This window comes from Kocuria sediminis (assembly GCF_009735315.1).
Classification (GTDB): Bacteria; Actinomycetota; Actinomycetes; order Actinomycetales; family Micrococcaceae; genus Kocuria; species Kocuria turfanensis.
In genome coordinates this window covers 118,569-139,987 of the sequence record NZ_WOGU01000001.1, presented here as the reverse complement: position 1 = coordinate 139,987, position 21,419 = coordinate 118,569, and the positions used below count along the sequence as shown (strand labels likewise).

The window sequence follows — 21,419 nt, the reverse complement described above, 5'->3', positions numbered from 1 at the left end:
TGCATTCCGCGTCGATCGTCAGATGTGGTGCGTGGAGTCGTGGGTGCTGCGCTGCCCCGGGCGGGATCAGGTCCGCCGACGGATCGACGGGGGGCCCCGACCATTCTGCCCGGGCCGTTCTCGGGGGTGCAATCGTGCACGCGGGGGTGCTCATGTGGCGGTGCACCCGGGCAGCGCCGAGAGGTCCCGGCCCTCGGCGACGGCCTCCGCGGCGGCCACGGCGTCGTCGAGGGTGCGCACGGACACCGCCGTCAGGCCCTCGGGCACGTGGCCCCGCGCCTCGGCGCAGTTGCCCTCGGGGACCAGGAACACCTCGGCCCCCGCCTGCCGCGCCCCCTCGAGCTTCTGCCGGATCCCGCCGATGGGCCCGACGTCCCCCTCCGGGGTGATGGTGCCCGTGCCCGCCAGGTGGCGCTCGCCGGCGATCGAGCCCGGGGTCATCTCGTCCACGATCCCGAGGGCGAACATCATGCCCGCGCTGGGGCCACCGACCTCGTCGAGGTCGAAGTCCACGTCCACGGGGAAGCCGAAGTCGGGCACGAGGAAGACGCCGAGCTGCCAGGCGCCGGTCGCCTCGTCCCGCACGGTGTCCACCGCGACCTCGCGCGGCTCGCCGGAGCGCTCGACCTCCAGGCGCACGCCCCGCTCCCCCGCCGCGTCGAGCGCGTCCTTGAGACCGGACAGGGACGAGACGGGCGCGCCGTCGACGCGGCGCAGCACGTCGCCGCTCTCCAGGACCCCGTCGGCCGGACCGCCGGGCACGGTGCCGTGCACCGACAGCTCCGTGTCGAAGTCGATGCCCAGGTGGTCCAGGGCCGCCGCGACGGCGTGCTCCTGCGAGGACGTCATCGCCAGCATCCCGGCGTCGTCCACCTGCTGCCCGGAGACCTCCCGCGGGTAGAGGCTGTCGGCCGGCACCACGGAGGCGGAGGGGTCCAGCCAGGAGCCCAGCACCGTGAGGACGTTGACGTTCCTGGTGGGGCCCCCGGTGACGTAGACCGTGGTGAGGTCCAGGACGGAGTCGCTCGGATAGGTCGGCGCGCCGCTCACGCCCAGCAGCTGCCGCCCGTCGTGCTCCCCCACCGTATTGAACGTGGGCCCCGGCGACTCGATCACGAACGGCGCGGGCAGCACCGTCCCCGCGAGCAGCAGCCCGGCGGACCCCAGCAGCGCCCACGACTCGAGGCTCCGGCGGCGCAGGCCGCGGCGCGGGCGGGGGGAAACGGTCACGGGCAGTCCTCGGGGGTCGTCGGTGCGGCCGGGAGCCTCCCGGTCCGGACGGTCCAGTTTATCGCGCCGGAGCCCCCGTGAGCTTCCAGCGAACTGGGAGTTGGCCCATGGTCGGCCCCGACCGGGGATCGCTAGGCTGGACGCAGAGACGTCGGGAGCGCCCGCGCGCCCCGATCCCGTGACCGATCCGACGAAACGGTGGACCCATGACTCCGCAGCCCCCCAACGACCGCTCCGGGGACACCCCCGGCGACACCCCCGGGGACGACTCCGGCGACCACCGCAAGGACCCCTTCCAGGAGATGCTCGAGCGCCTCATGGGCCAGGGCGGGATGAGCCCCGAGGACCTGGGCCGCGCCGGGATCCCGATGGACCCGCAGGCGATGTCCATGATGTTCCAGCAGATCCAGTCCATGATGGGCGCCGGCGCCGGCGAGGGGCCCGTGAACTGGAAGCTCGCCCACGACCAGGCCCGCCGGATCGCCGCGGCGGACGGCGACCCCTCCGTCACGCCCGCCCAGCGGGGGGCGGTGGAGGACGCGATGCGGCTCGCCGAGCTGTGGCTGGTGGACCACACCGAGTTCGGGCAGACCTCGATCCGCCCGCAGGCGTGGTCGCGCGCGGAGTGGATCGAGGCCACGCAGGAGACGTGGAAGGACATGACCGGTCCCGTCGCGGAGTCGGTGACCCAGGCCCTCACCGACGCCCTCACCCAGCAGCTGCCGGCCGAGCTGTCGAGCATGATGGGCGGGGCCTCCGGGATGCTGGCCGGCGCCGGCGGGATGCTGTTCGGCATGCAGCTGGGGCAGGCCATCGGCGGGCTCTCCCGCGAGGTGCTGTGCTCCACCGACATCGGGCTGCCGCTGGCGGAGGGCCGGTCCGGGCTGCTGCCCGCCAGCATCAGGCAGTTCGGCGAGGGCCTGGACATCCCGGCGCAGGAGATCATGCTCTACATCGCCGTGCGCGAGGCCGCCCACGTCCGGCTGTTCGCCGCGAACCCCTGGCTGCGGGAGCACATCCTGGAGCTCATCAAGCGCTTCTCCGCGGGCATCCACATCGACATGTCCCGGATCGAGGAGGCGGCGCGGGACATCGACCCCATGGACCCCTCCAGCATGCAGGACGCCCTCTCCTCGGGGATCTTCGCCCCGCAGCAGACCCCGGACCAGGAGGCCACGCTCAAGCGGCTCGAGACGGTGCTGGCGCTCGTGGAGGGCTGGGTGCACGTGGTCACGGTCGACTCGACGGCCAACCTGCCCTCCGCGGGGGCGCTCTCGGAGACCGTGCGGCGCCGCCGTGCCTCCGGGGGCCCGGCCGAGCACGCCTTCGGGGCCCTGGTGGGCCTCGAGCTGCGCCCGCGCCGGCTGCGCGAGGCGGCGGAGTTCTGGCAGTACGTCGGCGAGCGCCGCGGGATCCAGGACCGCGACGGGCTGTGGGAGGCCGCGGAGCTGCTGCCCACCGACCAGGACCTGGACGACCCCGCGGGCTTCTCCGAGCGCCGGGGTCTGCTCACCGCCTCCGAGGACGAGGTCGACGCCGCGCTCCAGCGGCTGCTCTCGGGCGGCTACGAGGGCCCCGGCGGGGACGGCGGCACCGGCCCGCAGCGGCCGGAGGGCGAGGGCCCTCAGGGCGGGGACGCGCCCCGCTGATCCTCCGCGGCCCCTCCCGACCGGTGGACCCAGGCGGCGCCGTCGAGGAACGCCTGGGCCTTCCCGGCCAGGGGGTACCGGGCCTCCAGCTCCCGGAAGCGGGGGCTGTGGTCGGCCTCGAGCAGGTGCGCCAGCTCGTGCACCAGCACGAAGTCGAGGACCCACTCCGGGGCCTCCTGGAGCTGCGCCGAGATCCGGATCACGCCGGTGGCCGGCGTCGCCGAGCCCCACCGCGTGTTCTGCCGCGTCGACCAGCGCACGTCGGAGGGCCGGGCCCGGCCCTCGAGGTGGCGCCGGGACAGCTCCCGGGCCCGTTCCAGGAGCCGGTCGTCGGACCGGCGGTCGGCGCCCCGGGCCGCCTCCCGGCGGCGGCGCTCCACGACCCGGGGGACGAGCTCACGGGTCCAGTGCTCGATCTCCCGCCGGGTCGCGGACTGCGGGACGGAGAGCACCACCGTGTCCTCGCTCCAGTGCGCGGACACGGTCTTGCGCCGGCGTGCGGAGCGGCGCACGACGACCTCGGGCTGCGACGGTACGGGCATGGGGTCATTGAACACGCCCGCGCCGCCGGCCGCGAACCGGCGGCCCGGGCGTGTGGACGGCCCCCGACGTGGACAGTGGACGGGCCGCGCCCGAGCGCGCGGCGGGTCCGGCCCGGGCGACGATGGCGGCAACCCGCCCGCCCGTCCGGAAGGTACGCCGTGCCGTTGCCCGCCGTCCCCGGTCCCCGCCCCGCGCCGCAGCCGGGCCCGCCCCGGCTCGAGCCGCCGCGCCCGGAGGAGGTGCACGTCCTGCTGCTGGGCCTCGACGGCCTCGCGGCCGCACTGGCCGTGCTCCTGCTGCGCTGCGGGGTGCTCGGCCTCAATGTCAACGACGGCTCGCCCGTGACCGCCGCCGACCTGGACGGCGGCGTATACCGTCCGGCCGATCTCGGCCGCCCGCGGGACGAGGCCCTGCGCCGGCGGTTGCGCGCGCTGGATCCCCGGTGCGTCCCGGTCAGCGGGCCGGAGCTGTTCCCCGGGGCGCTGCTGCCGGGCACGGTGGTGGTGCGCAGCACCCGGCACCCGCCGGCGGGCGGGGGCGCGGTGTGGACGGAGCCGGCCCTCGACCCGCACCACCCCCTGGTGTCGCTGCACCACGCCGACGGCGCGCTGCTGCGCTGGCCCACGGTGCCCTGGGCGCAGCGGCCGTGCCCGGACTGCCTGCGGGCCACCGTCCGCGCCCGGGAGCCCGGTCCGGTGCCCGGGGGCCTCGGTGCCGTCCTCACCGCCTGGGCGCGGCCCGCCCACGCGGAGGCCCTGGCCGGCGGCCTGGCGGTCGAGGTGCTCGCCGTGGCCCTGGACGGGCTGTGGGGCGACGCGCCGCCGGGCGCGGGAGTCCCCGCGGAGCCGTGGCGCACCCCGGAGGGGACGAGCGGCGGCCGGCCGCTCGCCCGGCTGCTCGCCCCGCCGTGGCCCGGCGAGGAGGCGCTGCTGGAGCTCGACCGCAGCCTCTGCCTGTGCGGACTCTGTCAGGCGTGAGCCCGCACGCCCCGGCCGCGCGGGCCGCGTGCCCGGGGCGGCTGGGTCTCGCGCAGCCCGTCCAGGAACCGTGAGGGCTTGCGGGTGGGCCGCCCGCCCGGGGTGCGGGACAGCGTCCAGGACAGCACCAGGTGCTCGCGGGCCCGGGTGATCCCCACGTAGAGCAGGCGGCGCTCCTCGTCGATCTCGTCCGCGGTCTCGGCGAAGCCGATGGGCACGAGCCCCTCGCTGAGCCCGGCCAGGAACACAGCGTCCCACTCCAGGCCCTTGGCGGAGTGCAGGGACGCCAGGGTCACCCCGTTCATCACGGGGGCGTCCTGCTGGGCCGTGCGGCGCTCCAGCTCGGCCGCGAGGTCCGGCAGCAGGAACTGCTCCCCGCGGGCCGCGGCGTCCTCGGCCATCCGGTCCGCGAGGGAGACGAGGGCGGCCAGGGACTCCCACCGCTCCCGCACCGCCCCGGTGGAGCGCGGCGCCCGGTCGGAGTAGCCCAGCGAGGAGAGGATGTCCCGCACCAGCCGGGTGGGCTCGTCCGAGGCCTCGGCGGCCCGCGCGGCGGTGCGCAACTGCACCACGGCCTGCTTGACCTCCGGGCGGTTGAAGAAGCGCTCCGTGCCGCGCAGCTGGAACCCGATGCCGGCCTCGGCCAGGGCCGTCTCGAAGGCCTGGGACTGCCCGTTCGTGCGGAACAGCACGGCGATCTCGGAGGCGGGCACGCCGTCGTCGATCAGGTCCTGGATGCGCGCGGCCGTCCCGGCGGCCTCGGCCTCGTCGTCCGGGTACTCGTTCCAGGACGGGCGGGGGCCGTCCGGGCGCTGGGCCACGAGGTGCAGCGGGGTCGCCCAGGAGCCGGGGGTCGAGCCCGGGCCCGGCCGGCGGGCGGCGAGCAGGCGGTTGGCGGTCTCCACGACCTGGGGGGTGGAGCGGTAGTCCCGCACGAGTCTGACCACCCGGGCCTCCGGATGCCGGTGCGGGAACTCCAGCAGGTGCCGGGAGCTCGCGCCGGTGAAGGAGTAGATCGTCTGGGAGGCGTCGCCCACCACGCAGACGTCGTCCCGCCCGCCGAGCCAGGCGTCGAGCAGGCGCTGCTGCAGCGGGGAGACGTCCTGGTACTCGTCGACCACGAAGTGCCGGTACTGCTCGCGGACGGTCGCCGCCACGCGCTCGTCCTCCTCGAGCACGGCCACGGTCAGCAGCAGGACGTCCTCGAAGTCGATGAGGTGCCGGTCGGTCTTGAGCTCCTCGTAGGACTGGTAGAGCCGCTGCACGGTGCGCACCTCGTAGCCCAGCGGCATGTCCCGCCGGGCCGCCCGGACCGGGTAGGTGTCGGGCGTGAGCATCGAGACCTTGGCCCACTCGATCTCTGCGGCGAGGTCCCGCACGGCCGCGCGGTCCGTGGACAGACGCATGTTCTGCGCGGCCTCCGTGATCAGCCGGGCCTTGTGCTCCACGAGCCCGGGCAGGGGCCCGCCCACCGCCTGCGGCCAGAAGTACTGGAGCTGGCGCAGCGCGGCGGCGTGGAAGGTGCGCGTCTGCACCCCGCCGGCGCCCAGGCCGCGCAGACGATTGCGCATCTCGTTGGCGGCGCGCGCCGTGAACGTCAGGGCCAGGACCTTCTGCGGGGTGTACACGCCCGTGGCGATGCCGTACGCGATGCGGTGGGTGATCGCCCGGGTCTTGCCCGTCCCGGCCCCCGCCAGCACGCACACGGGGCCGCGCAGCGTCGTCGCCACCTCCCGCTGCTCCGGGTCCAGCCCGGCGAGGATCCGCTCCTCGGGGCCGGCCTCCGCGAGCTGTCCGGCGTCCTCCCCGCTCACCACGCGGTCTCCGGCAGGTCCTCGCCGAGCCAGTGCTCGATGAGGGCGTGGGCGATCGAGACCCGCCCGGGCAGCGTCACGGCCCCGGTGCGCGCGGCCTCCCGCAGCTCCGCCCGGGTGAACCAGCGCAGCTCCAGGATCTCCTGGCCGTCCGGCACGGCCGCGCCGGAGCGCGCCACGGCCCGGCAGCCGAGCATCAGGGACCGCGGGAACGGCCAGGGCTGGGAGCCGAGGTAGTGGACGTCCCCCACGACCAGCCCCGCCTCCTCGGCCACCTCCCGGACCACGGCCTGCTCGAGGGACTCCCCCGGCTCCACGAACCCGGCCAGCGTCGAGAACCGGTTGCCCTTCCACAGCGCCGAGCGGCCCAGCAGCAGCCGCTCCCGGGCGGGGTCGGGGTGGCCGTCGCTGACGGCCACGATGATCGCGGGGTCGGTGCGCGGGAAGTGCAGGGACCGGTCGTTGGGGCACTGCCGCGCCCAGCCGGAGCGGATCACCTCGGTGGGCTCCCCGCACTGCGGGCACCGGGGGTGGTCCCGGTGCCACAGCCCCACGGACTGCGCGGTGACCAGCAGCGCGGTGTCCGCGGCGGGGAGCACCGGGCCCAGCTCCCGCAGTCCGGCCCAGCGCATCCCCTCCACGCCGCGCGCCGCGGCCGAGGCCGTCACCGCCACCACGACGGGCTCGGGCACCGCGAACGGCTCGGCCGCCGCGTCCGCGTCCGCGGGCTCCGGCGCCGGGACGGCCCGCAGCAGCACGCGCGGGCCCCGCTCGCCCTCGGCGCCGGGCAGCCGGCCCAGGTAGACCTCCGGCCGGCGCGGGTCGTGGTCGACGCGCGGCACGTCGCCGACCGGCACGAGGACCAGGGCGTCGCCGGCCACGGGGGCGAGGCCGCCCGCGAGCACGAGCACGAGCGAGGAGGGGTCCTGGGCGGCGAGCACGCGGACGTCCTCGAGCTCGCGGTCGACGGCGTCGCGGTCGAAGGCGGTCGCGGCGAACGGCAGCCGGGCCGCGCTGAGGCGCCCGGGGGCCGGCGCGGAGGACGCGCCGGGGCCGGGCTCGGGCAGGGGAACGGTGGAGGCGGACACGCTCCCCACTGTAGCGATCCCGGCGGACCCCGGAGTGGGCCGGACGGTGACCGGGGACGACGGTGGTCGCCCCCGACCGGGCCTCTTGTAGGGTGAACGCCGTGAGCACCTCCCTCGAGCACCTGGCCGCCGTCGCCGCCGCAGGCGTCCCCGGACTCGCGCCCGTGGCCGTGGGCCCCTCCCCGGACGACGACGCCGACTTCCGTTCCGCCGTGGTCCTCGACGCCGCGGGCCGCCGGTGGCGGGTGCGCTCGCCGTTGAGCCCCGAGGCGAGCGTGCGCCTGGAGACGGAGCACCTCGTGCTGCGCTGCTTCACCCCCGCCATCCGCTCCCGGCTACCCTTCCTCGTGCCCACCGCGGCGGGCTCGGTCGAGGACGGGCACCTGCACGCCTTCGTGCACTCGCACATCGAGGGGGCGCCGCTGGACATCGACGAGCTCGCCCGCATGGCCGCCGCCCCGGACCCGGAGCACCACCGGCACGTCCCGAGCGCCGAGCCGCCCCCCACCCTGAGCGTGCAGCTCGGGCGCCTGCTGGCCGCGATCCACGCACTGCCGCAAGCGCTGGTGCTCGACGCGGACCTGCCGAGTTACACCGCCGAGCAGTGCCGGCAGCGGCGCCTGGTGGAGCTGGGCCGGGCCGCCGCCACGGGCCGGGTGCCCGCCGCGCTGCTGCACCGGTGGGAGCAGGTCCTCGAGGACCGGGCCGTGTGGCAGTTCCCGCCCCGGGTCGTGCACGGCGACCTGCAGGAGGACGACCTGCTGATCTCCCGCGGGCGGGTGCGCGGGGTCACCGGCTGGACGGACCTGCACGTGGGCGACCCCGCGGGAGACTTCGCGTGGCTGCTCGCGGCGCGGGACGCCCGCCTCGCCGAGAGCGTGCTGGAGGCCTACGCCGCGGCCTGCCGCCGCACCTCCTTCCAGGCCCCGGACCGGGAGCCGGACCCGCACCTGCTGGACCGCGCCCGGCTGGACGCGGAGCTCGCCCTCGCGCAGTGGCTGGTGCGCGCGGTGGACCGCGGGATGGACGGCCTCGTGGCGGACGCGGAGCAGATGCTCGACACGCTCGCCCAGGACGTCGCCCGGCGCTCCGCCGCGGAGGCGCGGGCCACCGCGCAGGCCGCCGCACCGGCGCCGCCGCAGGGCACCGCACCGGGCCCGGCGCCGGGCACCGGGGCCCGGACCGCCGGGGAACCGGTGGTCTCCGACGGGCAGTCCGGGGACCGGGGCCCCGGGCACAGCACCGGGGACGGCCCCGGGGACAGCATCGGGGACGGGACCGCCGGCGGCGTCCCGCGCCCGGCCGCGGGGCCCGGGCGGGCCGCGGGTGAGCCGCCAGCGACCGGATCCGGTCAGGACCGCAGCACCACGTCGTAGGCCTCGCGGATCACCGCCTCGAGCTCCTCGGCCCCGGAGAGGTCGTGCGGGCGGACCACCCGGTCCTCGGCCACGTAGTAGAACGCCGCGGTGACCGCCTCGAGCGGGACCCCCCGCAGGCGGGACCACGCGAGGCGGTAGACGGCCAGCTGCGCCGAGCGCTCCCGCAGCTCCTGTCCGGCCGGTGCCCGCCCGGTCTTCCAGTCGACGAGCTCCCACGTGCCGTCGCCGTTGCGGAACACCGCGTCCACGCGCCCGCGCACCGTGATGCCGGCGATCGGGGTCTCGAGCGGGAACTCCACGGCGTGCGGCTGCCGGTCCGCCCAGGGGCTCGACCGGAACGTCGCCGCGAGCTCCGGGAGGTCGTAGGCCTCGTCGACGTACTCGTCGGCAGTGCCGGGCAGCTCGCCGACGTCGAAGATCGCGGAGCTGCCGTAGTACTGCTCGATCCACGCGTGGAAGGTGGTGCCGCGCCGGGCGGCGGTGCCGGGCCGCCGGGGCATGGGTCGTCGCAGCCCCGAGACGACCTCGAGCGGGTCGCGGGACAGCGCCACGAGCGTCGAGGCGGAGACGTGGGACGGCATCGGCACGGACCGCTCGGCCCGTGCGTCCTCGTGCCGGGCCAGCAGGATCCGGGCCTCCTCGGACCAGCGCCGCGGGTCCGGGGACCGCCCGTCACGCTCCCCGGCGCCGAGCAGGTCCTCCACGTCCAGGTCCGCGGTGTCCTCGAAGCCGCGCTCCCGGACCGCCCGGGCGGCCCGCTCCAGGCGGGACCGGCGCCCGAGGTGGGCCGGCGGGCTCACCCGCACGGTGTCCGTGCCGTCCTCCCCCGTGACCGTCTCGGTGATCTCCGGGCCCTCCAGCGGGTCGTAGGGCCACGGCGCGCTCAGCACGGTCGCGGCGGCCGGATTGCGCGTCCCCTCGGGCACCTCGGCCCACGGCCCGAGCCGGACGGGCGGCGCCGCCCCCTCGGTCAGCGGCGCCAGCTCGGCCACGAACGTGGAGGGCTCCTGGCCCTTGGCGGCCGTGCCGCGGAAGACGGTGCTGGAGAGCTCCAGCACCGTCCGGGCACGGGTCACCGCCACGTACGCCAGGCGCCGCTCCTCGTCCTCGGCGTGCTGCGCGGCGAGCTCGAGGAACTCCGTGTGGGACTCCTCGAGGGCCTTGAGGTCGGTGGTGTCCACGGACCACTGCGGCAGGAACCGGGCGTCCCCGCGCAGCGGCCACGCGAGGGCACCGGTGTCGAGGGTCCAGCGCGCGGGGTTGTCGGTCGGGAAGTTCCGGGCGTTGAGGCCGGGCACGTAGACGTGGTCCCACTCGAGGCCCTTGGACGAGTGCACGGTGACGAGCTGCACGGCGTCGTGCCGGGCGCGGTCGGGGCCCGGCTCGAGCCCGTTCTCCTCCGCCAGCGTGACGTCGAGCCAGGCGAGGAACGCCGAGACGTCGCCGGTCGCGGAGGAGGCGGTGAAGGACTGCGCCGCCTCCTGGAAGGCGTCCAGGTTGCGCCGCGCCTGGTGGGAGGAGCGGTGCGGGTGCGCGGCGACCTCGATGTCGAGGCCGAGGACCGTCTCGATCTCGTGCAGCAGGCTGGGCAGGTCGTCCGAGAGGTAGGAGCGCAGGTGCGCCAGCTCGGCCCGCAGCGTGGCGAGCCGCTGCCGGGCGGCCTCGGACAGGGACCGCCCGTGCGTGGAGGTCCAGCCCGGGCGCGGGAGGGTCTCGAGCGCCTCGACCAGCGAGGCGTGGTCGGAGAGGTCCGGCTCGACCAGGGCCTCCTCCTCGGCCTCCGCCGCGGTCACGGGGCTCTCGAGGTCCTCCGGTCGCCCGGCCTGCGCGGCCTCGGTCCGGCGCCGCTCCAGGTGCGACGCCCAGTCGGACAGCGCCATGAGGTCCCGGGCCCCGATCCGCCACCGGGCCCCCGCGAGCAGGCGCACCAGCGCGTCCGAGCGGCCGGGGTCGTCCAGCACCCGCAGCGTCGCGACGACGTCGGAGACCTCCGGGGTGCTGAGCAGCCCGCCGAGGCCCACGACCTCGTAGGGGATCCCGCGGGCGGCGAGCTCCCGGCGCACGGGCTCGATCTGGGCCCGCTTGCGGCACAGCACCGCCATGGTGGGCATCTCATCCTCCGGGTCCCCGCGGTGCTCCTCGCGGCGGGCGCGGACCTGCTCGGCGAGGGCGGCTGCCTCCTCGACGTCCGTCGCGTACCGGCTGAGCCGCACGTGCCCGGGGCCGGCGCCCGGCCGGGGCGTGAGCTCGGGGACCGTCAGGGAGGACGTCCCCCGCGCCCACGCCGGCAGGCTCCGCAGGGGGGCGGCGAGAGTGTTGGCGACGTCGAGGATGCTCGCGTCGTTGCGCCACGCCGTCGTCAGGAAGCTGGGGTCCCCGTCCTGGCCCGGGGCGACCGGGAAGGAGTCGTAGAAGCCGAACAGCTGGCCGGCCGAGGCCCCGCGGAAGCCGTAGATCGACTGCTGGGGATCGCCCACGGCCATCACGGAGTGGCCCTGCCCGAACAGGGCCGCGAAGAGCCGCAGCTGGGCGTGCGAGGTGTCCTGGAACTCGTCGAGGAGCACCACGCGGTGCTGCTCCCGCTCGGTCCGGCGGGCGGCCGGGTCCTGCTCGGCCAGCCGGGCCGCCGCGGAGAGCAGATCCCCGAAGTCCATGGCCTGGGCCTCCTGCTTGCGCCGGGCGAAGTCGGCCACGAGCTCGGCGAGCACCCACGCGGTGCGCTGGTTCTCCTCGACCTTCTTCAGCGACGCGCCGAGGGTCTTCTTCCGCCGGCCCGGCGGGGTGGTGGCCAGCTCGCCCAGCAGCCGGGCCGCGAAGCGCTCCACGGCCGCCGGTTCCACGAGGTGCTCCGCGCACGCCGAGGCGAGGTCGAGGACGGCGCGGACCATGGTGGACTTCGCGGGCATGGCCTCGAGCAGCTCCCCGGTCCACGCCTCCACGGTCTGCGCGGCGATCTGCCACGTCCGGGCCTGACCCAGCAGCGTGGTGTCCGGCTCGATGCCGATCCGCAGCCCGTAGTTGCGCACGAGCGTGTTGGCGTAGGAGTGGTAGGTGCTGACGATCGGGTCCTGGGGCGCGGCCGGGACGTCGTCGTCCTCGGCGCCGACGGGCGCGACGAGCCCCTCGGCGCGCAGGCGGGCGAGCCGGGTGCGCATCCGCTCCCCCAGCTCCCCGGCGGCCTTGCGGGTGAAGGTCACGCCGAGGACCTGGTCGGGGGCCACGATGCCGTTGGCCACGAGCCACACGACCCGGTCGACCATGGTGGCGGTCTTGCCCGAGCCCGCGCCGGCGACCACGAGCCGGGGCGAGAGCGGGGCGGAGATCACGGCGGACTGCTGCTGGGTGGGGCGGTTGCCGCCGAGCAGCTCCGCGAGCTCCTCCGGGCTGTACCGGGGGTCGACACCGCCGTAGGGGTGGTCCGGGTCGTGCCCGGCCCGCGCCGTGGGGGTGGTGGGGGCCTCGGTCATGGGGGCTGGATCCTCCTGTGCTCGGGGGACAGTGGTGCCGGGGCGCCCGGCACGGGGTCCGGCGGACCCGGGGACGGCCCTCACGGCTCGCTCACCTGCCGGCCCTCGGCGCAGAGGGGGCAGATCTGCGGCAGCCGGCACCCGTGCCCGCCGAAGGCGCCCTCCGCCTGGTCGTGGCGGGAGACGAAGTGGTCCCCGGCCACCAGCTCCGCGGCGCGGGTGATCAGGTCCCGCGCCCAGGTGTCCGCCGGGTCCAGGGGGTCCTGCTGCTGCACGGAGGGGGACTTCGCCCGGGTGCCGAGCTGGACGAGGAGGGCACCGCCGGAGAGCTCCGTGACCGTGCCGCCGGGCAGCTCCAGGACGGCATCGTCCTCGCCCGCGACCATGGCCGTCCCCGCGCCCGCGGACAGCGCCACCTGGTAGGCCGCCAGCTGGGGGTGCTCGGCGATCTTCGCCCCGGCCGGCTGGTTCCGGCCGGTCTTGAGGTCGACGACGACGTAGCGCCCCTGCTCGTCCAGCTCCAGCCGGTCCACGCGTCCGCGCAGGAGGGCGTCCCGGGCCCTGCCCTGGACGAGCACGCTGAAGGAGCCCTCCACCGAGGCCAGCCGCCGGCCGTGCCGGCTGCGGGCGTCCACCACGTACTGGGCGAACTTGCGCAGCATCTGCCGGGCACGCTCCAGCTGGACCTCGGACTCCCACGTCTCCGGGAGCCCCAGCGTGGGCCAGCGGCGGTCGAGCTCGGCCACGAGCTCGGACCCGGAGGCCTCCGGCAGCTCCTCGGCGATGGCGTGCACGAGCGAGCCGAGGCTGCGGCTGAGGTCGGTGGCGGCCTCGGCGCGGGCGGCCGCGACGAACCAGTCGAGGGGGGACCGGTGGATGGTCTCGATCCGGGACGGCGAGACGGGCACCGGGACCCCGTCGTCGAAGACCGGGGCCGTGCTGGTGAGCTCGGCCGCGCCCCACCAGGTGTCGGGGTGGGCCCCGGGCACCGGCCGCGGGGACGAGGCGATGCGGTGCAGCAGGCGTGCGGCGGCCTCGGCGCGCACGGGGTCCTCGTCGTGCAGCTGCACCCACTGCCGCAGCTCCGCCACCAGGGCGCGCAGGGTCATGGGCCGGGGGGCGTCCACGACCGCCCGGACGCCGTCCCCGGGACCCGTGCCCGGCGGGTCGACGAGGTCCAGGAACTCGGAGGGCTGCTGGTCCTCGTCGGAGGCCGCCGTCACCACGAGCGTGCCCCGGCTGCGGGAGACCGCGGCGGAGAAGGAGCGCAGCTCGTCGTGGCGGACCTCCCGCATCCGGGTGACCGGGGTGACCCGTGAGGCCTGCTCGACGCCGAGGTCGAGGGCGTCCGTGAGCAGGTCCGCGGCGAGCAGCTGCCCGCGCAGGCGGGTGTTCGGCCACACGCCCTCCTGGACCCCGGCGACGAAGACGACCGGCCACTGCCGGCCGGCCGAGGTGGCCGGGGTCATGATCTCGACGGTCTCGTCGGTCGGGGCGCGGGCGGCCAGGGTGTCCATGGGCAGCTCCTGGCTGTCGATGTAGTCCAGGAACTGCGCGGGGCTCGCCCCGGGCAGGTGGTCGACGTAGCGCTCGGCCGCCTCGAACAGGCCGACGACGGCGTCGAGGTCGCGGTCGGCCCGCTCGCCCGCGGGGCCGCCCTCCAGGGCGCGGCGGCGCCAGGACTCGGCGACCCCGGCGGCCTCCCACAGCGCCCACAGGACCGTCTCCGCGGTGGCGCCCTCCTCGCGCAGGGCGCGGCGGCCGGCGGTGAGCATCCGGGCGATCCTGCGGGCCGGCACGGAGCGCACTCCGGCCGCGTCCAGCGCGCCGGGGGCCACGAGGGCCTCGACGAGCAGGTCGTCGCTGGTCCGGCCGCCGCCGGCGGCGAGCTCCTCCGCCCGGAGCCGCTGGCGCAGCCGCCGGACGTCCATCGGGGAGGCGTTGCCGATCCGGGAGGACAGCAGCTCCACGGCCGCCTGCACCGTGAGGGCGGCGAAGTGCCCGCCCCCGTCCCGCTCGGCGGCCGCGGCGTCCGCCTCGGTCACGATCCGCAGGGCGCCCAGCAGCGGGCGCACCGCCGCCTCGTCCCGCACCGGCGTCTCGGCGGCGGACGTGCTGACGGGCACGCCCAGGGCCGAGAGCTGGCGCTCCAGGCTCTCCAGGTAGCGGCCGCTGCGCACGACCACGGCCATGTCCGCCAGGGGGACGTCGTGCACGAGGTGGCGCTCGAGGATCTCGTGGGCGATCCAGCGGGCCTCGTGCAGCGGGGAGGAGAGCACGACGGTGACGACCTCGCCCTCCCCCGCCACGGCGTCGGACGGTTCCAGCCGCCGCGGGTGCCGCGCGCCGGCCACGGCGGGGATGCGCTCCGCGACGCGCCGCCAGACCTCCGCGACCGCCGGCGGCATCCGGCGGCTCTCCCCCAGCAGGTGCCGCTGCAGCGGGCGGGCGGGCTCGGCGAGGCGGTCGTCGAGGGTGCGCAGCAGGTCGGGGCGGGCCCCCCGGAAGCCCTGCACGACGGTGTCGGCGCAGGCGGTCAGCACGGTGTCCCGGCCCCGGCAGAGCACGGCGAGCAGCCGGTGGATCGAAGGCGTCGCCTCGTGGAGGTCGTCCACGAGCACGAGGTCGAGGCGCTCCTGCTCGGCGCGCAGGAAGTCCGGCTGCTCCTCGAGGACCCGCGCGGCCTCGGTCACCAGGGCCGAGGGGTCGTAGGACTCGGGCATCCGCAGCCGGCGCACGGCCTGGTACTCGGCGCGCATCGCGGCGGCGGCGGACCAGTCGGGGCGGCCCAGCCGGCGGGCGAGGTCGCGCAGGTCCCCGGGCGCGAGGTCGTACTCGGACATCCGGTCGAACAGCTCGCGCACCTCCTGCCGGAAGCCCCGCGTGCCCAGCGCCTCCCGCAGGTCCTCCGGCCAGACGACGGCGGCGCCCTCTCCCGCGGCGTGCCCGGCCATGAGCTCTCCGATCAGGACGTCCTGCTCGGGCCCGGACAGCAGCTTGGGGCTGTGGGCCACGCCGGTCAGCAGGCCCTCGTTCTGCGCCCGCCGGAGCAGGTCGAAGGCGTAGGACTGCCAGGCCCGCACCGGCGGGGTGCTCATGGTGGCGGACACGGAGGCTGTGAGCTCGTCCCGCACCCGGGCGGCGGAGAGGCGGGAGGGGGTGAGCACGAGCAGCCGGTCCGGGTCCAGGCCCGCCCGGATCCGGCGCGCCGCCAGCTCCACGAGCACCCGGGTGCGCCCGGTCCCGGGCCCGCCGAGCACGAGCCGGGGCCCGCACCCGGCCGGCAGCCCGGCCACGGCCTCCTGCTCGGGACTCGGCCGCCACGGCGGCCGGGCCGGTCCGGCACCGGACGGGGGCACGAGGTTCCAGCGCACCGGCCCCGCCCCGGGCGCAGCGGCGGTGCTGGTGGTCTGGGTGCTGTCCTCGGAGTGCCGCATGGGACTCATCCCATCACGGCACTCCGACGGGATAACGCCACCGGCCGCGGCGACCCGTCAGGAGGCGCCCTCGGACCCGGCCGGCGCCGGGGCGAGGACGTCCAGCAGCTCCCCGATCTCGTGGGCGGCGATGGCCGGGTGCCGGAAGGGCCGGTGGCCGTCGACCGTGTAGTGGCTGCGGCGCCCGTTCCGGTGGCGGCGGAGGTAGCCGGCGGACTCGAGGTCCTTGAGGATCGCCAGCGTGGCGCGCGTGGTGATGCCCACCCGGGCGGCGATCTCGCTGACCAGGGCGTCCTGGGACTGGGCCACGGCCAGCAGCACGTGACCGTGGTTGGTCAGGAAGGTCCACGGCGGTCGGACGACGGGGCCGGCGGGCACGGGCGGCCCGGGTGCCCGGTTCCGCCCGTCGCGCGGGCCGTCGCCGCGCTGCGTGTCGGGGGCCGGGCCGCCGGGAGCCGGGGCGTCGGGGGCCGAGGCGTCGGATGTCGGGGCGTCGGTGCCCGCGGGGACGGCGGAACGGGTCACCGTGGGCTCCTTCCGTGCTGCGGGCGGGTCACAGCTGGTCCAGCCGGCGGGAGCGCGCCGGGCGGTGCACCGTGAGCGGGGCGGCCGGCCCGGAGGCCACGAGGACCACGCCGGGCCCGTGCTCGACCGTGGGCACCGGCAGCTGCACCGGGGTGACCACGACCGGGGCCCCGGCCCGGTGCGCCGCGTGGGCCAGGGCGATGGCACGGACCTGCCGGGCGCCGCTGAGGCCGCAGCTGCGGTGCCAGACCACCTGCACGCGGAACGGCACGCCGGCGGCCTCCAGGGCAGGCAGGGCGCGGGCGGCGACGGCCCGCGCGTCCTGCAGCGCCTCCTCGTGCACGTGCCGGCCGATGACGGCGTCGTCGGTGAACGCCGACCGGAGCATCGGCACCAGCAGCAGCAGCGGCCGGCCCGCCTCCGCGGCGATCCGGGCGGCGCGGCGGGCGACCGCGGCGGCCTCGGGGCCGTCGGTGATGACCGCGGCGACCGGGTGCCGGGCTCCGGTGGCGGGACCGTTCATCGCACTCCTCCTCCGTGCTGTCGGCCGTGGTCGTCCCGGGCAGCGGTCCGGGAGCCGTCCTCGGCGCCGTCGCGGGCGGGGACGGCGCCGTCGTGGACCCGCTCGGCCTGCTCGTGCTCGGTGGGGCGCCGGCGGCGCCACACCGGGTCCAGGGCCGCGTTCTCCTCGGCGGTGGCGACCCGGAACGGGGGCTGGGCCGGGGCCGGCAGCGACCGGCGGCCCTGCCCGCGGGTGGCCCGCAGGCTGGCGACCACGGAGACGGTGAGGATCGTGGCGACCACCGCCAGGGAGATGCCGGTGGGGATGTAGACGATGTCGATCTTCAGCAGCATCTTGATCCCGACCCAGATCAGCACCAGGGCCAGGCCGATCTTCAGGTACACGAAGCGGTGGATCAGGTCCGCCAGCAGGAAGTACATCGCCCGCAGCCCCAGGATCGCGAAGGCGTTGGCGGTGAAGACCAGGAACACCTCCTCGGTCACCGCGAAGATCGCCGGGATCGAGTCGACCGCGAAGACGATGTCGGTGACCTCGATCAGCACCAGCACCGCCAGCAGCGGGGTGGCCAGCAGCACCCCGTCGCGCCGGACCAGCAGCTTCTGGCCGTGGTAGGCCTCGCTCATCGGCACGAAGCGGCGGAACCCGCGCAGCACCACCGACCGCTCCGGGTCCAGGTGCTCGTTGCGCTGGCGGATCATCTTCCACCCGGTGTAGAGCAGGAACGCGGCGAAGACGTAGAGGATCCAGGAGAAGTTCTCGATGAGCACCGCCCCGGCGGCGATGAAGATCCCGCGGAACACCAGTGCGCCGAGCACCCCCAGGAACAGCACCCGGTGCTGGAACTCCCGGGGCACGGCGAAGTAGCTGAAGATGATCGCCCAGACGAACACGTTGTCCACCGCCAGGGACTTCTCGATCAGATAGCCGGCGAAGTACTGCTGGCCGAACTCCGCCCCCCAGCCCCACCAGACGAGAGCACCGAAGCCGACGCCGAAGGCCACCCACACCCCGGACCACACCGCCGCCTCGCGCACCCCGATCACGTGGGCGCGCCGGTGGGCGAAGAGGTCCACGGCCAGCATCACCACGATGAAGCCGAGCACCGCGGCCCAGATCCAGAACGGGACATCCATGACAGCACCTTCCGATCGATCCGATCGGAGGTCTCTCCCGGCCCGTGCGGGCCCGTCCGCCGGACCCCTCGCGGGGCCGTAGTGACGACGGAACGCTGCTGGGATACTCCCCTCCCTGTGGCGACAAGTGAAGCATAGTTCACCTGTTCCGGCAAGACCCCGCCCGGCGCCACGATCCCGGACCGGAGCGGGCAGGCGTCATCATGGTGCGGTCCCGGGGCCCGCGCGCCGCGGGGAGGGATCCGCCGCCGGGCCGGCCGGCCGGTCGTGCCCGGCGGCGCGGCCTGGCGGGTCGGAGGGGGCCGGTACGGTGGATCCATGTCCTCGCCCTCACGCCCTGCCGAGCCCACCGACCAGCCGCCCCTGTTCGACGCCGCGCCGCTGCGCGCCGCGCCGCCGGCGCCCTCGGCGGCCGGCGCCGACGCGGAGCAGGACGTCCTGTTCGAGCTCGACCCTCCGCCGGGCGCGCCCGGCGCCGCCCCGGCGTGGACCGAGGGGCCGCGGGCGGCCTTCGACCTGGAGACGACCGGACGGGACCCGCACACCGCCCGCATCGTCACGGCGTCCGTCGTGCGCACGGACGCCTCCGGCGCGGTGACGGACGAGTGGGAGTGGCTGGCGGACCCGGGGGTGGAGATCCCCGAGGAGGCGGCGGCCGTGCACGGGGTGAGCACCGAGCGGGCCCGCGCCGAGGGCCGGCCGGCGGCGGAGGTCGTCGCGCAGATCGCCCGGGTCCTGGCCGAGCTGTTCGCGGCCGGGACGCCCGTGCTGGTGTTCAACGCCTCCTACGACTTCACGGTCCTCGCCCACGAGGGGCGGCGGCACGGAGTCGAGGTGCCGCAGCCGTTCCCGGTGCTCGACCCCTACGTCCTGAACAAGCAGGTGCACCGGTACCGGCGGGGCAAGCGCACCCTCGGGGCGCTGTGCGAGGAGTACGGGGTCGAGCTCACCGCCGCGCACACCTCGGCGGCGGACTCGGTGGCCACCGAGCGGCTGGCGGTGCTGATGGCGCGGCGGTTCCCCGAGCTCGTGCGCCCGGCCGCCGAGCTGCACGAGGACCAGGTGGTCTGGGCGGCGGAGCAGGCCGCGAGCCTGCAGGAGTACTTCCGCCGGACCCGGCCGGACGCGGTGGTGGACGGCGCCTGGCCGCTGCGCCGTCCCGAGGACGCCTGAGCGTCCCCGGGACGGTCCGTGCTCAGGCGGCGGGCCGGGCCTCGGCGGCGGCCCGCGCCGCTGCGGGCAGGGCGGAGACGATCCGGTCCATGGCCGCGTCGTCGTGGGCGGCGGAGAGGAACCACGCCTCGAACACGGACGGGGGCAGGTACACGCCCTGGTCCAGCATCGCGTGGAAGAAGGCCGGGTAGCGGAACGCCTCCTGCGCCCGGGCCTGCGCGTAGTCGTGCACGCCGGTGGCCGAGGTGCCGAAGGCCACCGAGAACAGGCTGCCGGCGGACTGGATCGAGTGGTCCACCCCGGCCTCGTCCAGCGCGGCGCGCACGGCCTCCTGCAGCTGGGCCGACCGGCGGTCGACGGTCTGGTAGGCGATCCGGTCCGCGGTGCGCAGCGTCGCCGCGCCCGCGGCCATCGCCACCGGGTTCCCGGACAGCGTGCCCGCCTGGTAGACGGGACCCAGCGGCGCCAGGTGGTTCATCACGTCGGCGCGGCCGCCCACCCCGGCCACGGGCAGCCCGCCGCCGATGACCTTGCCGAACATGAACAGGTCCGGCTCCCAGCCGTCCTCGCCGGCCGCGGTGAGCCCCCAATAGCCGGCCTCGTGCACGCGGAAGCCGGTCAGCACCTCGTCGAAGATCATCAGCGCGCCGTGCTCGCGCGTGAGCCGGCGCAGGCCCGCGTTGAAGCCCTCGAGGGGCGTCACGACGCCCATGTTGGCGGGGGCGCCCTCGGTGATGACGGCCGCGATCCGGCCCGGGTGGGCGGCGAAGGCCTCCTCCACGGCGGCGAGGTCGTTGTAGGGAAGCACGAGGGTCTCCGCGGCGGTGGCCGCGGTGACGCCGGCCGAGCCGGGCAGGGCCAGGGTCGCGACGCCGGAGCCCGCCTCGGACAGCAGGGAGTCGACGTGGCCGTGGTAGCAGCCGGCGAACTTCACGATCAGGTCCCGGCCGGTCACGCCGCGCGCCAGGCGGATCGCGGTCATGGCCGCCTCGGTGCCGGTCGAGACCATCCGCAGCTCGTCGATCGCGCCGATCCGGTCGACGACCAGCTCGGCGAGCTCGGTCTCGCCGCGGGTGGTCGCCCCGAAGGACAGGCCCCGCTCCACGGCCTCGTGCACCGCCTCGATCACCGCGGGGTGGGAGTGGCCGATGAGGGCGGGCCCCCACGAGCTGACGAGGTCGACGTACTCGCGGCCGTCGACGTCGGTGAGGTACGGGCCCTTGGCCGCGGTGATGAACGGCGGGGTGCCGCCCACGGAGGCGAAGGCGCGCACCGGCGAGTTGACCCCGCCGGGCATGACCTTGCGGGCTCGGTCGAAGAGTTCCTGGGAAACGCTCATGGGTTCTGTCTGCTTCCTTCCGCCGGGGGTGCCGGCTCGGGGGAGGGTGGGGTTCAGGAGAGGCCGTTCTCCTCGCGGAACCAGTCCGCGAGCTCGACGGCGAAGTAGGTCAGCACGGAGTCGGCCCCCGCGCGGCGGATGGAGAGCACCGACTCCTGGACGGCGGCGCGCCGGTCGATCCACCCGTTGGCCGCGGCGGCCTCGATCATGGCGTACTCCCCGGAGATCTGGTACGCGGAGACGGGCACCGGGGAGACCTCGGCGACGTCGCGCAGGATGTCGAGGTAGCTCATGGCGGGCTTGACCATGACCATGTCGGCGCCCTCGTCCAGGTCCAGCTGCAGCTCGTGCAGCGCCTCACGCCGGTTGGCGGGATCCATCTGGTAGGTGCGCCGGTCGCCCTGCAGCTGCGAGTCCACCGCCTCCCGGAACGGGCCGTAGAACGCCGAGGAGTACTTCGCGGAGTAGGCCAGGACGGCCACGTCGGGCCGGCCCGCCTCGTCGAGGGCGGCGCGGATCACCCCGACCTGGCCGTCCATCATGCCGGAGGGCCCGAGCACGTGGGCGCCCGCCTCGGCCTGGGCCACGGCCATCCGGCCGTAGACCTCCAGGGTCGCGTCGTTGTCCACGGTCCCGTCCTCGGCCAGGACGCCGCAGTGCCCGTGGTCGGTGAACTCGTCGAGGCACAGGTCGGCCATGACCACCGTGTCGTCGCCGACCTCGGCGCGCACGGCGCGCAGGGCACGGTTCAGGACGCCCTCGGGGTCGCACCCGGCGCTGCCCAGGGCGTCCCGCTGCGCGGGCACGCCGAAGAGCATGATCCCGCCCAGGCCCTTGGCCGCCACCTCGGCCGCGGCGCGGCGGAGGGAGTCCATGGAGTGCTGGACGACGCCCGGCATGGAGCCGAGCGGGGCGGGCTCGGTGAGGCCCTCCCGCACGAACACCGGGAGGATGAGGTCGGACGGGTGCACCCGGGTCTGGGCGGCCAGGCGCCGCACGGCGGGAGTGGTGCGCAGCCGGCGGGGCCGGGACACGAGGTCGTAGCGCGGGGTTCGGTGGGTCACGGGAGTCGTCTCCTCGGTCGGGGATGTCGTCGGTGTCGTCGGTTCCGGGCGCCGCGGCCCGGCGGGGCCCGTGAGGGC

At 76.1% G+C, this 21,419-nt stretch carries 15 protein-coding genes; 4 read left to right on the top strand and 11 right to left on the bottom strand.

The annotated features are described in order from the left end of the window. Positions 1-150: 150 nt before the first annotated feature. The gene (locus tag GMA12_RS00650) at positions 151-1,230 is read right to left on the bottom strand and encodes a YlbL family protein (RefSeq protein WP_162459288.1); all 1,080 of its coding nucleotides are present in this window, start codon (positions 1,228-1,230) and stop codon (positions 151-153) included. 206 nt (positions 1,231-1,436) lie between these two features. Here GMA12_RS00650 and GMA12_RS00645 point away from each other — a divergent pair, with 206 nt between their 5' ends. Next, positions 1,437-2,879: a zinc-dependent metalloprotease gene (locus tag GMA12_RS00645; protein WP_156266265.1), complete on the top strand. Its 1,443-nt coding sequence runs from the start codon at positions 1,437-1,439 to the stop codon at positions 2,877-2,879. Here the strand turns inward: GMA12_RS00645 and GMA12_RS00640 are convergent. Continuing rightward, on the bottom strand, positions 2,855-3,421 hold the full coding sequence (locus GMA12_RS00640; RefSeq protein WP_156266263.1) for a M48 metallopeptidase family protein: 567 nt from the start codon (positions 3,419-3,421) through the stop codon (positions 2,855-2,857). The two genes, GMA12_RS00645 and GMA12_RS00640, sit on opposite strands and share 25 nt — an antisense overlap. Before the next feature lie 159 nt (positions 3,422-3,580). On the opposite strand from GMA12_RS00640, the gene GMA12_RS00635 reads away from it, so the two are divergent. Then, positions 3,581-4,399 carry a ThiF family adenylyltransferase gene (locus tag GMA12_RS00635; RefSeq protein ID WP_162459287.1) on the top strand — a complete coding sequence of 273 codons (819 nt, stop codon included), beginning with the start codon at positions 3,581-3,583 and terminating at the stop codon, positions 4,397-4,399. Here the strand turns inward: GMA12_RS00635 and GMA12_RS00630 are convergent. Both GMA12_RS00630 and nudC read right to left on the bottom strand, forming a co-directional pair. After that, complete coding sequence (locus tag GMA12_RS00630) at positions 4,390-6,216, bottom strand: ATP-dependent helicase (RefSeq protein WP_370829711.1); 1,827 nt, start codon at positions 6,214-6,216, stop codon at positions 4,390-4,392. The genes GMA12_RS00635 and GMA12_RS00630 overlap by 10 nt on opposite strands. Further along, on the bottom strand, positions 6,210-7,301 hold the full coding sequence (gene nudC / locus GMA12_RS00625; protein WP_162459285.1) for an NAD(+) diphosphatase: 1,092 nt from the start codon (positions 7,299-7,301) through the stop codon (positions 6,210-6,212). The genes GMA12_RS00630 and nudC overlap by 7 nt, the downstream gene beginning before the upstream one ends. A 101-nt stretch (positions 7,302-7,402) precedes the next feature. On the opposite strand from nudC, the gene GMA12_RS00620 reads away from it, so the two are divergent. After that, positions 7,403-8,677: a macrolide 2'-phosphotransferase gene (locus GMA12_RS00620; protein ID WP_370829708.1), complete on the top strand. Its 1,275-nt coding sequence runs from the start codon at positions 7,403-7,405 to the stop codon at positions 8,675-8,677. Here GMA12_RS00620 and GMA12_RS00615 read toward each other — a convergent pair. The 5 genes from GMA12_RS00615 to GMA12_RS00595 all read right to left on the bottom strand — a co-directional run bounded on the left by GMA12_RS00615 (position 8,653) and on the right by GMA12_RS00595 (position 17,765). Further along, on the bottom strand, positions 8,653-12,147 hold the full coding sequence (locus tag GMA12_RS00615; RefSeq protein ID WP_156266259.1) for an ATP-dependent helicase: 3,495 nt from the start codon (positions 12,145-12,147) through the stop codon (positions 8,653-8,655). The genes GMA12_RS00620 and GMA12_RS00615 overlap by 25 nt on opposite strands. 80 nt (positions 12,148-12,227) lie before the next feature. Beyond that, positions 12,228-15,584, bottom strand: a complete 3,357-nt coding sequence (locus GMA12_RS00610; RefSeq protein ID WP_156266257.1) for an ATP-dependent helicase — start codon at positions 15,582-15,584, stop codon at positions 12,228-12,230. Between the two features lie 57 nt (positions 15,585-15,641). Then, positions 15,642-16,109: a helix-turn-helix transcriptional regulator gene (locus GMA12_RS19370; protein ID WP_306438927.1), complete on the bottom strand. Its 468-nt coding sequence runs from the start codon at positions 16,107-16,109 to the stop codon at positions 15,642-15,644. 28 nt (positions 16,110-16,137) lie between these two features. After that, positions 16,138-16,632, bottom strand: coding sequence for an adenine nucleotide alpha hydrolase family protein (locus GMA12_RS00600; protein WP_156266255.1), 495 nt, complete (start codon positions 16,630-16,632; stop codon positions 16,138-16,140). Next, complete coding sequence (locus GMA12_RS00595; RefSeq protein ID WP_156266253.1) at positions 16,629-17,765, bottom strand: TerC family protein; 1,137 nt, start codon at positions 17,763-17,765, stop codon at positions 16,629-16,631. Before GMA12_RS00595 ends, GMA12_RS00600 begins: the two co-directional genes overlap by 4 nt. A 318-nt stretch (positions 17,766-18,083) precedes the next feature. Between GMA12_RS00595 and GMA12_RS00590 the strand changes: the two genes are divergently transcribed. Further along, positions 18,084-18,938, top strand: a complete 855-nt coding sequence (locus tag GMA12_RS00590; protein WP_156266251.1) for a 3'-5' exonuclease — start codon at positions 18,084-18,086, stop codon at positions 18,936-18,938. Between the two features lie 22 nt (positions 18,939-18,960). Here the strand turns inward: GMA12_RS00590 and hemL are convergent, their stop codons facing one another. After that, positions 18,961-20,277 carry a glutamate-1-semialdehyde 2,1-aminomutase gene (gene hemL, locus GMA12_RS00585; RefSeq protein WP_156266249.1) on the bottom strand — a complete coding sequence of 439 codons (1,317 nt, stop codon included), beginning with the start codon at positions 20,275-20,277 and terminating at the stop codon, positions 18,961-18,963. A gap of 53 nt (positions 20,278-20,330) precedes the next feature. Beyond that, a complete protein-coding gene (gene hemB / locus GMA12_RS18675; RefSeq protein ID WP_170301015.1) occupies positions 20,331-21,341 on the bottom strand; it encodes a porphobilinogen synthase in 1,011 nt (336 codons plus the stop codon). Positions 21,342-21,419 lie beyond the last annotated feature (78 nt).

What these genes read in the sequence shown, in the direction of transcription:
- GMA12_RS00645 (WP_156266265.1), top strand. Translation starts at nt 1,437, where the DNA reads ATGACTCCGCAGCCCCCCAACGACCGCTCCGGGGACACCCCCGGCGAC.
- GMA12_RS00640 (WP_156266263.1), bottom strand. Translation starts at nt 3,421, where the DNA reads ATGCCCGTACCGTCGCAGCCCGAGGTCGTCGTGCGCCGCTCCGCACGC.
- GMA12_RS00615 (WP_156266259.1), bottom strand. Translation starts at nt 12,147, where the DNA reads ATGACCGAGGCCCCCACCACCCCCACGGCGCGGGCCGGGCACGACCCG.
- GMA12_RS00610 (WP_156266257.1), bottom strand. Translation starts at nt 15,584, where the DNA reads ATGCGGCACTCCGAGGACAGCACCCAGACCACCAGCACCGCCGCTGCG.
- GMA12_RS00600 (WP_156266255.1), bottom strand. Translation starts at nt 16,632, where the DNA reads ATGAACGGTCCCGCCACCGGAGCCCGGCACCCGGTCGCCGCGGTCATC.
- GMA12_RS00595 (WP_156266253.1), bottom strand. Translation starts at nt 17,765, where the DNA reads ATGGATGTCCCGTTCTGGATCTGGGCCGCGGTGCTCGGCTTCATCGTG.
- GMA12_RS00590 (WP_156266251.1), top strand. Translation starts at nt 18,084, where the DNA reads ATGTCCTCGCCCTCACGCCCTGCCGAGCCCACCGACCAGCCGCCCCTG.
- hemL (WP_156266249.1), bottom strand. Translation starts at nt 20,277, where the DNA reads ATGAGCGTTTCCCAGGAACTCTTCGACCGAGCCCGCAAGGTCATGCCC.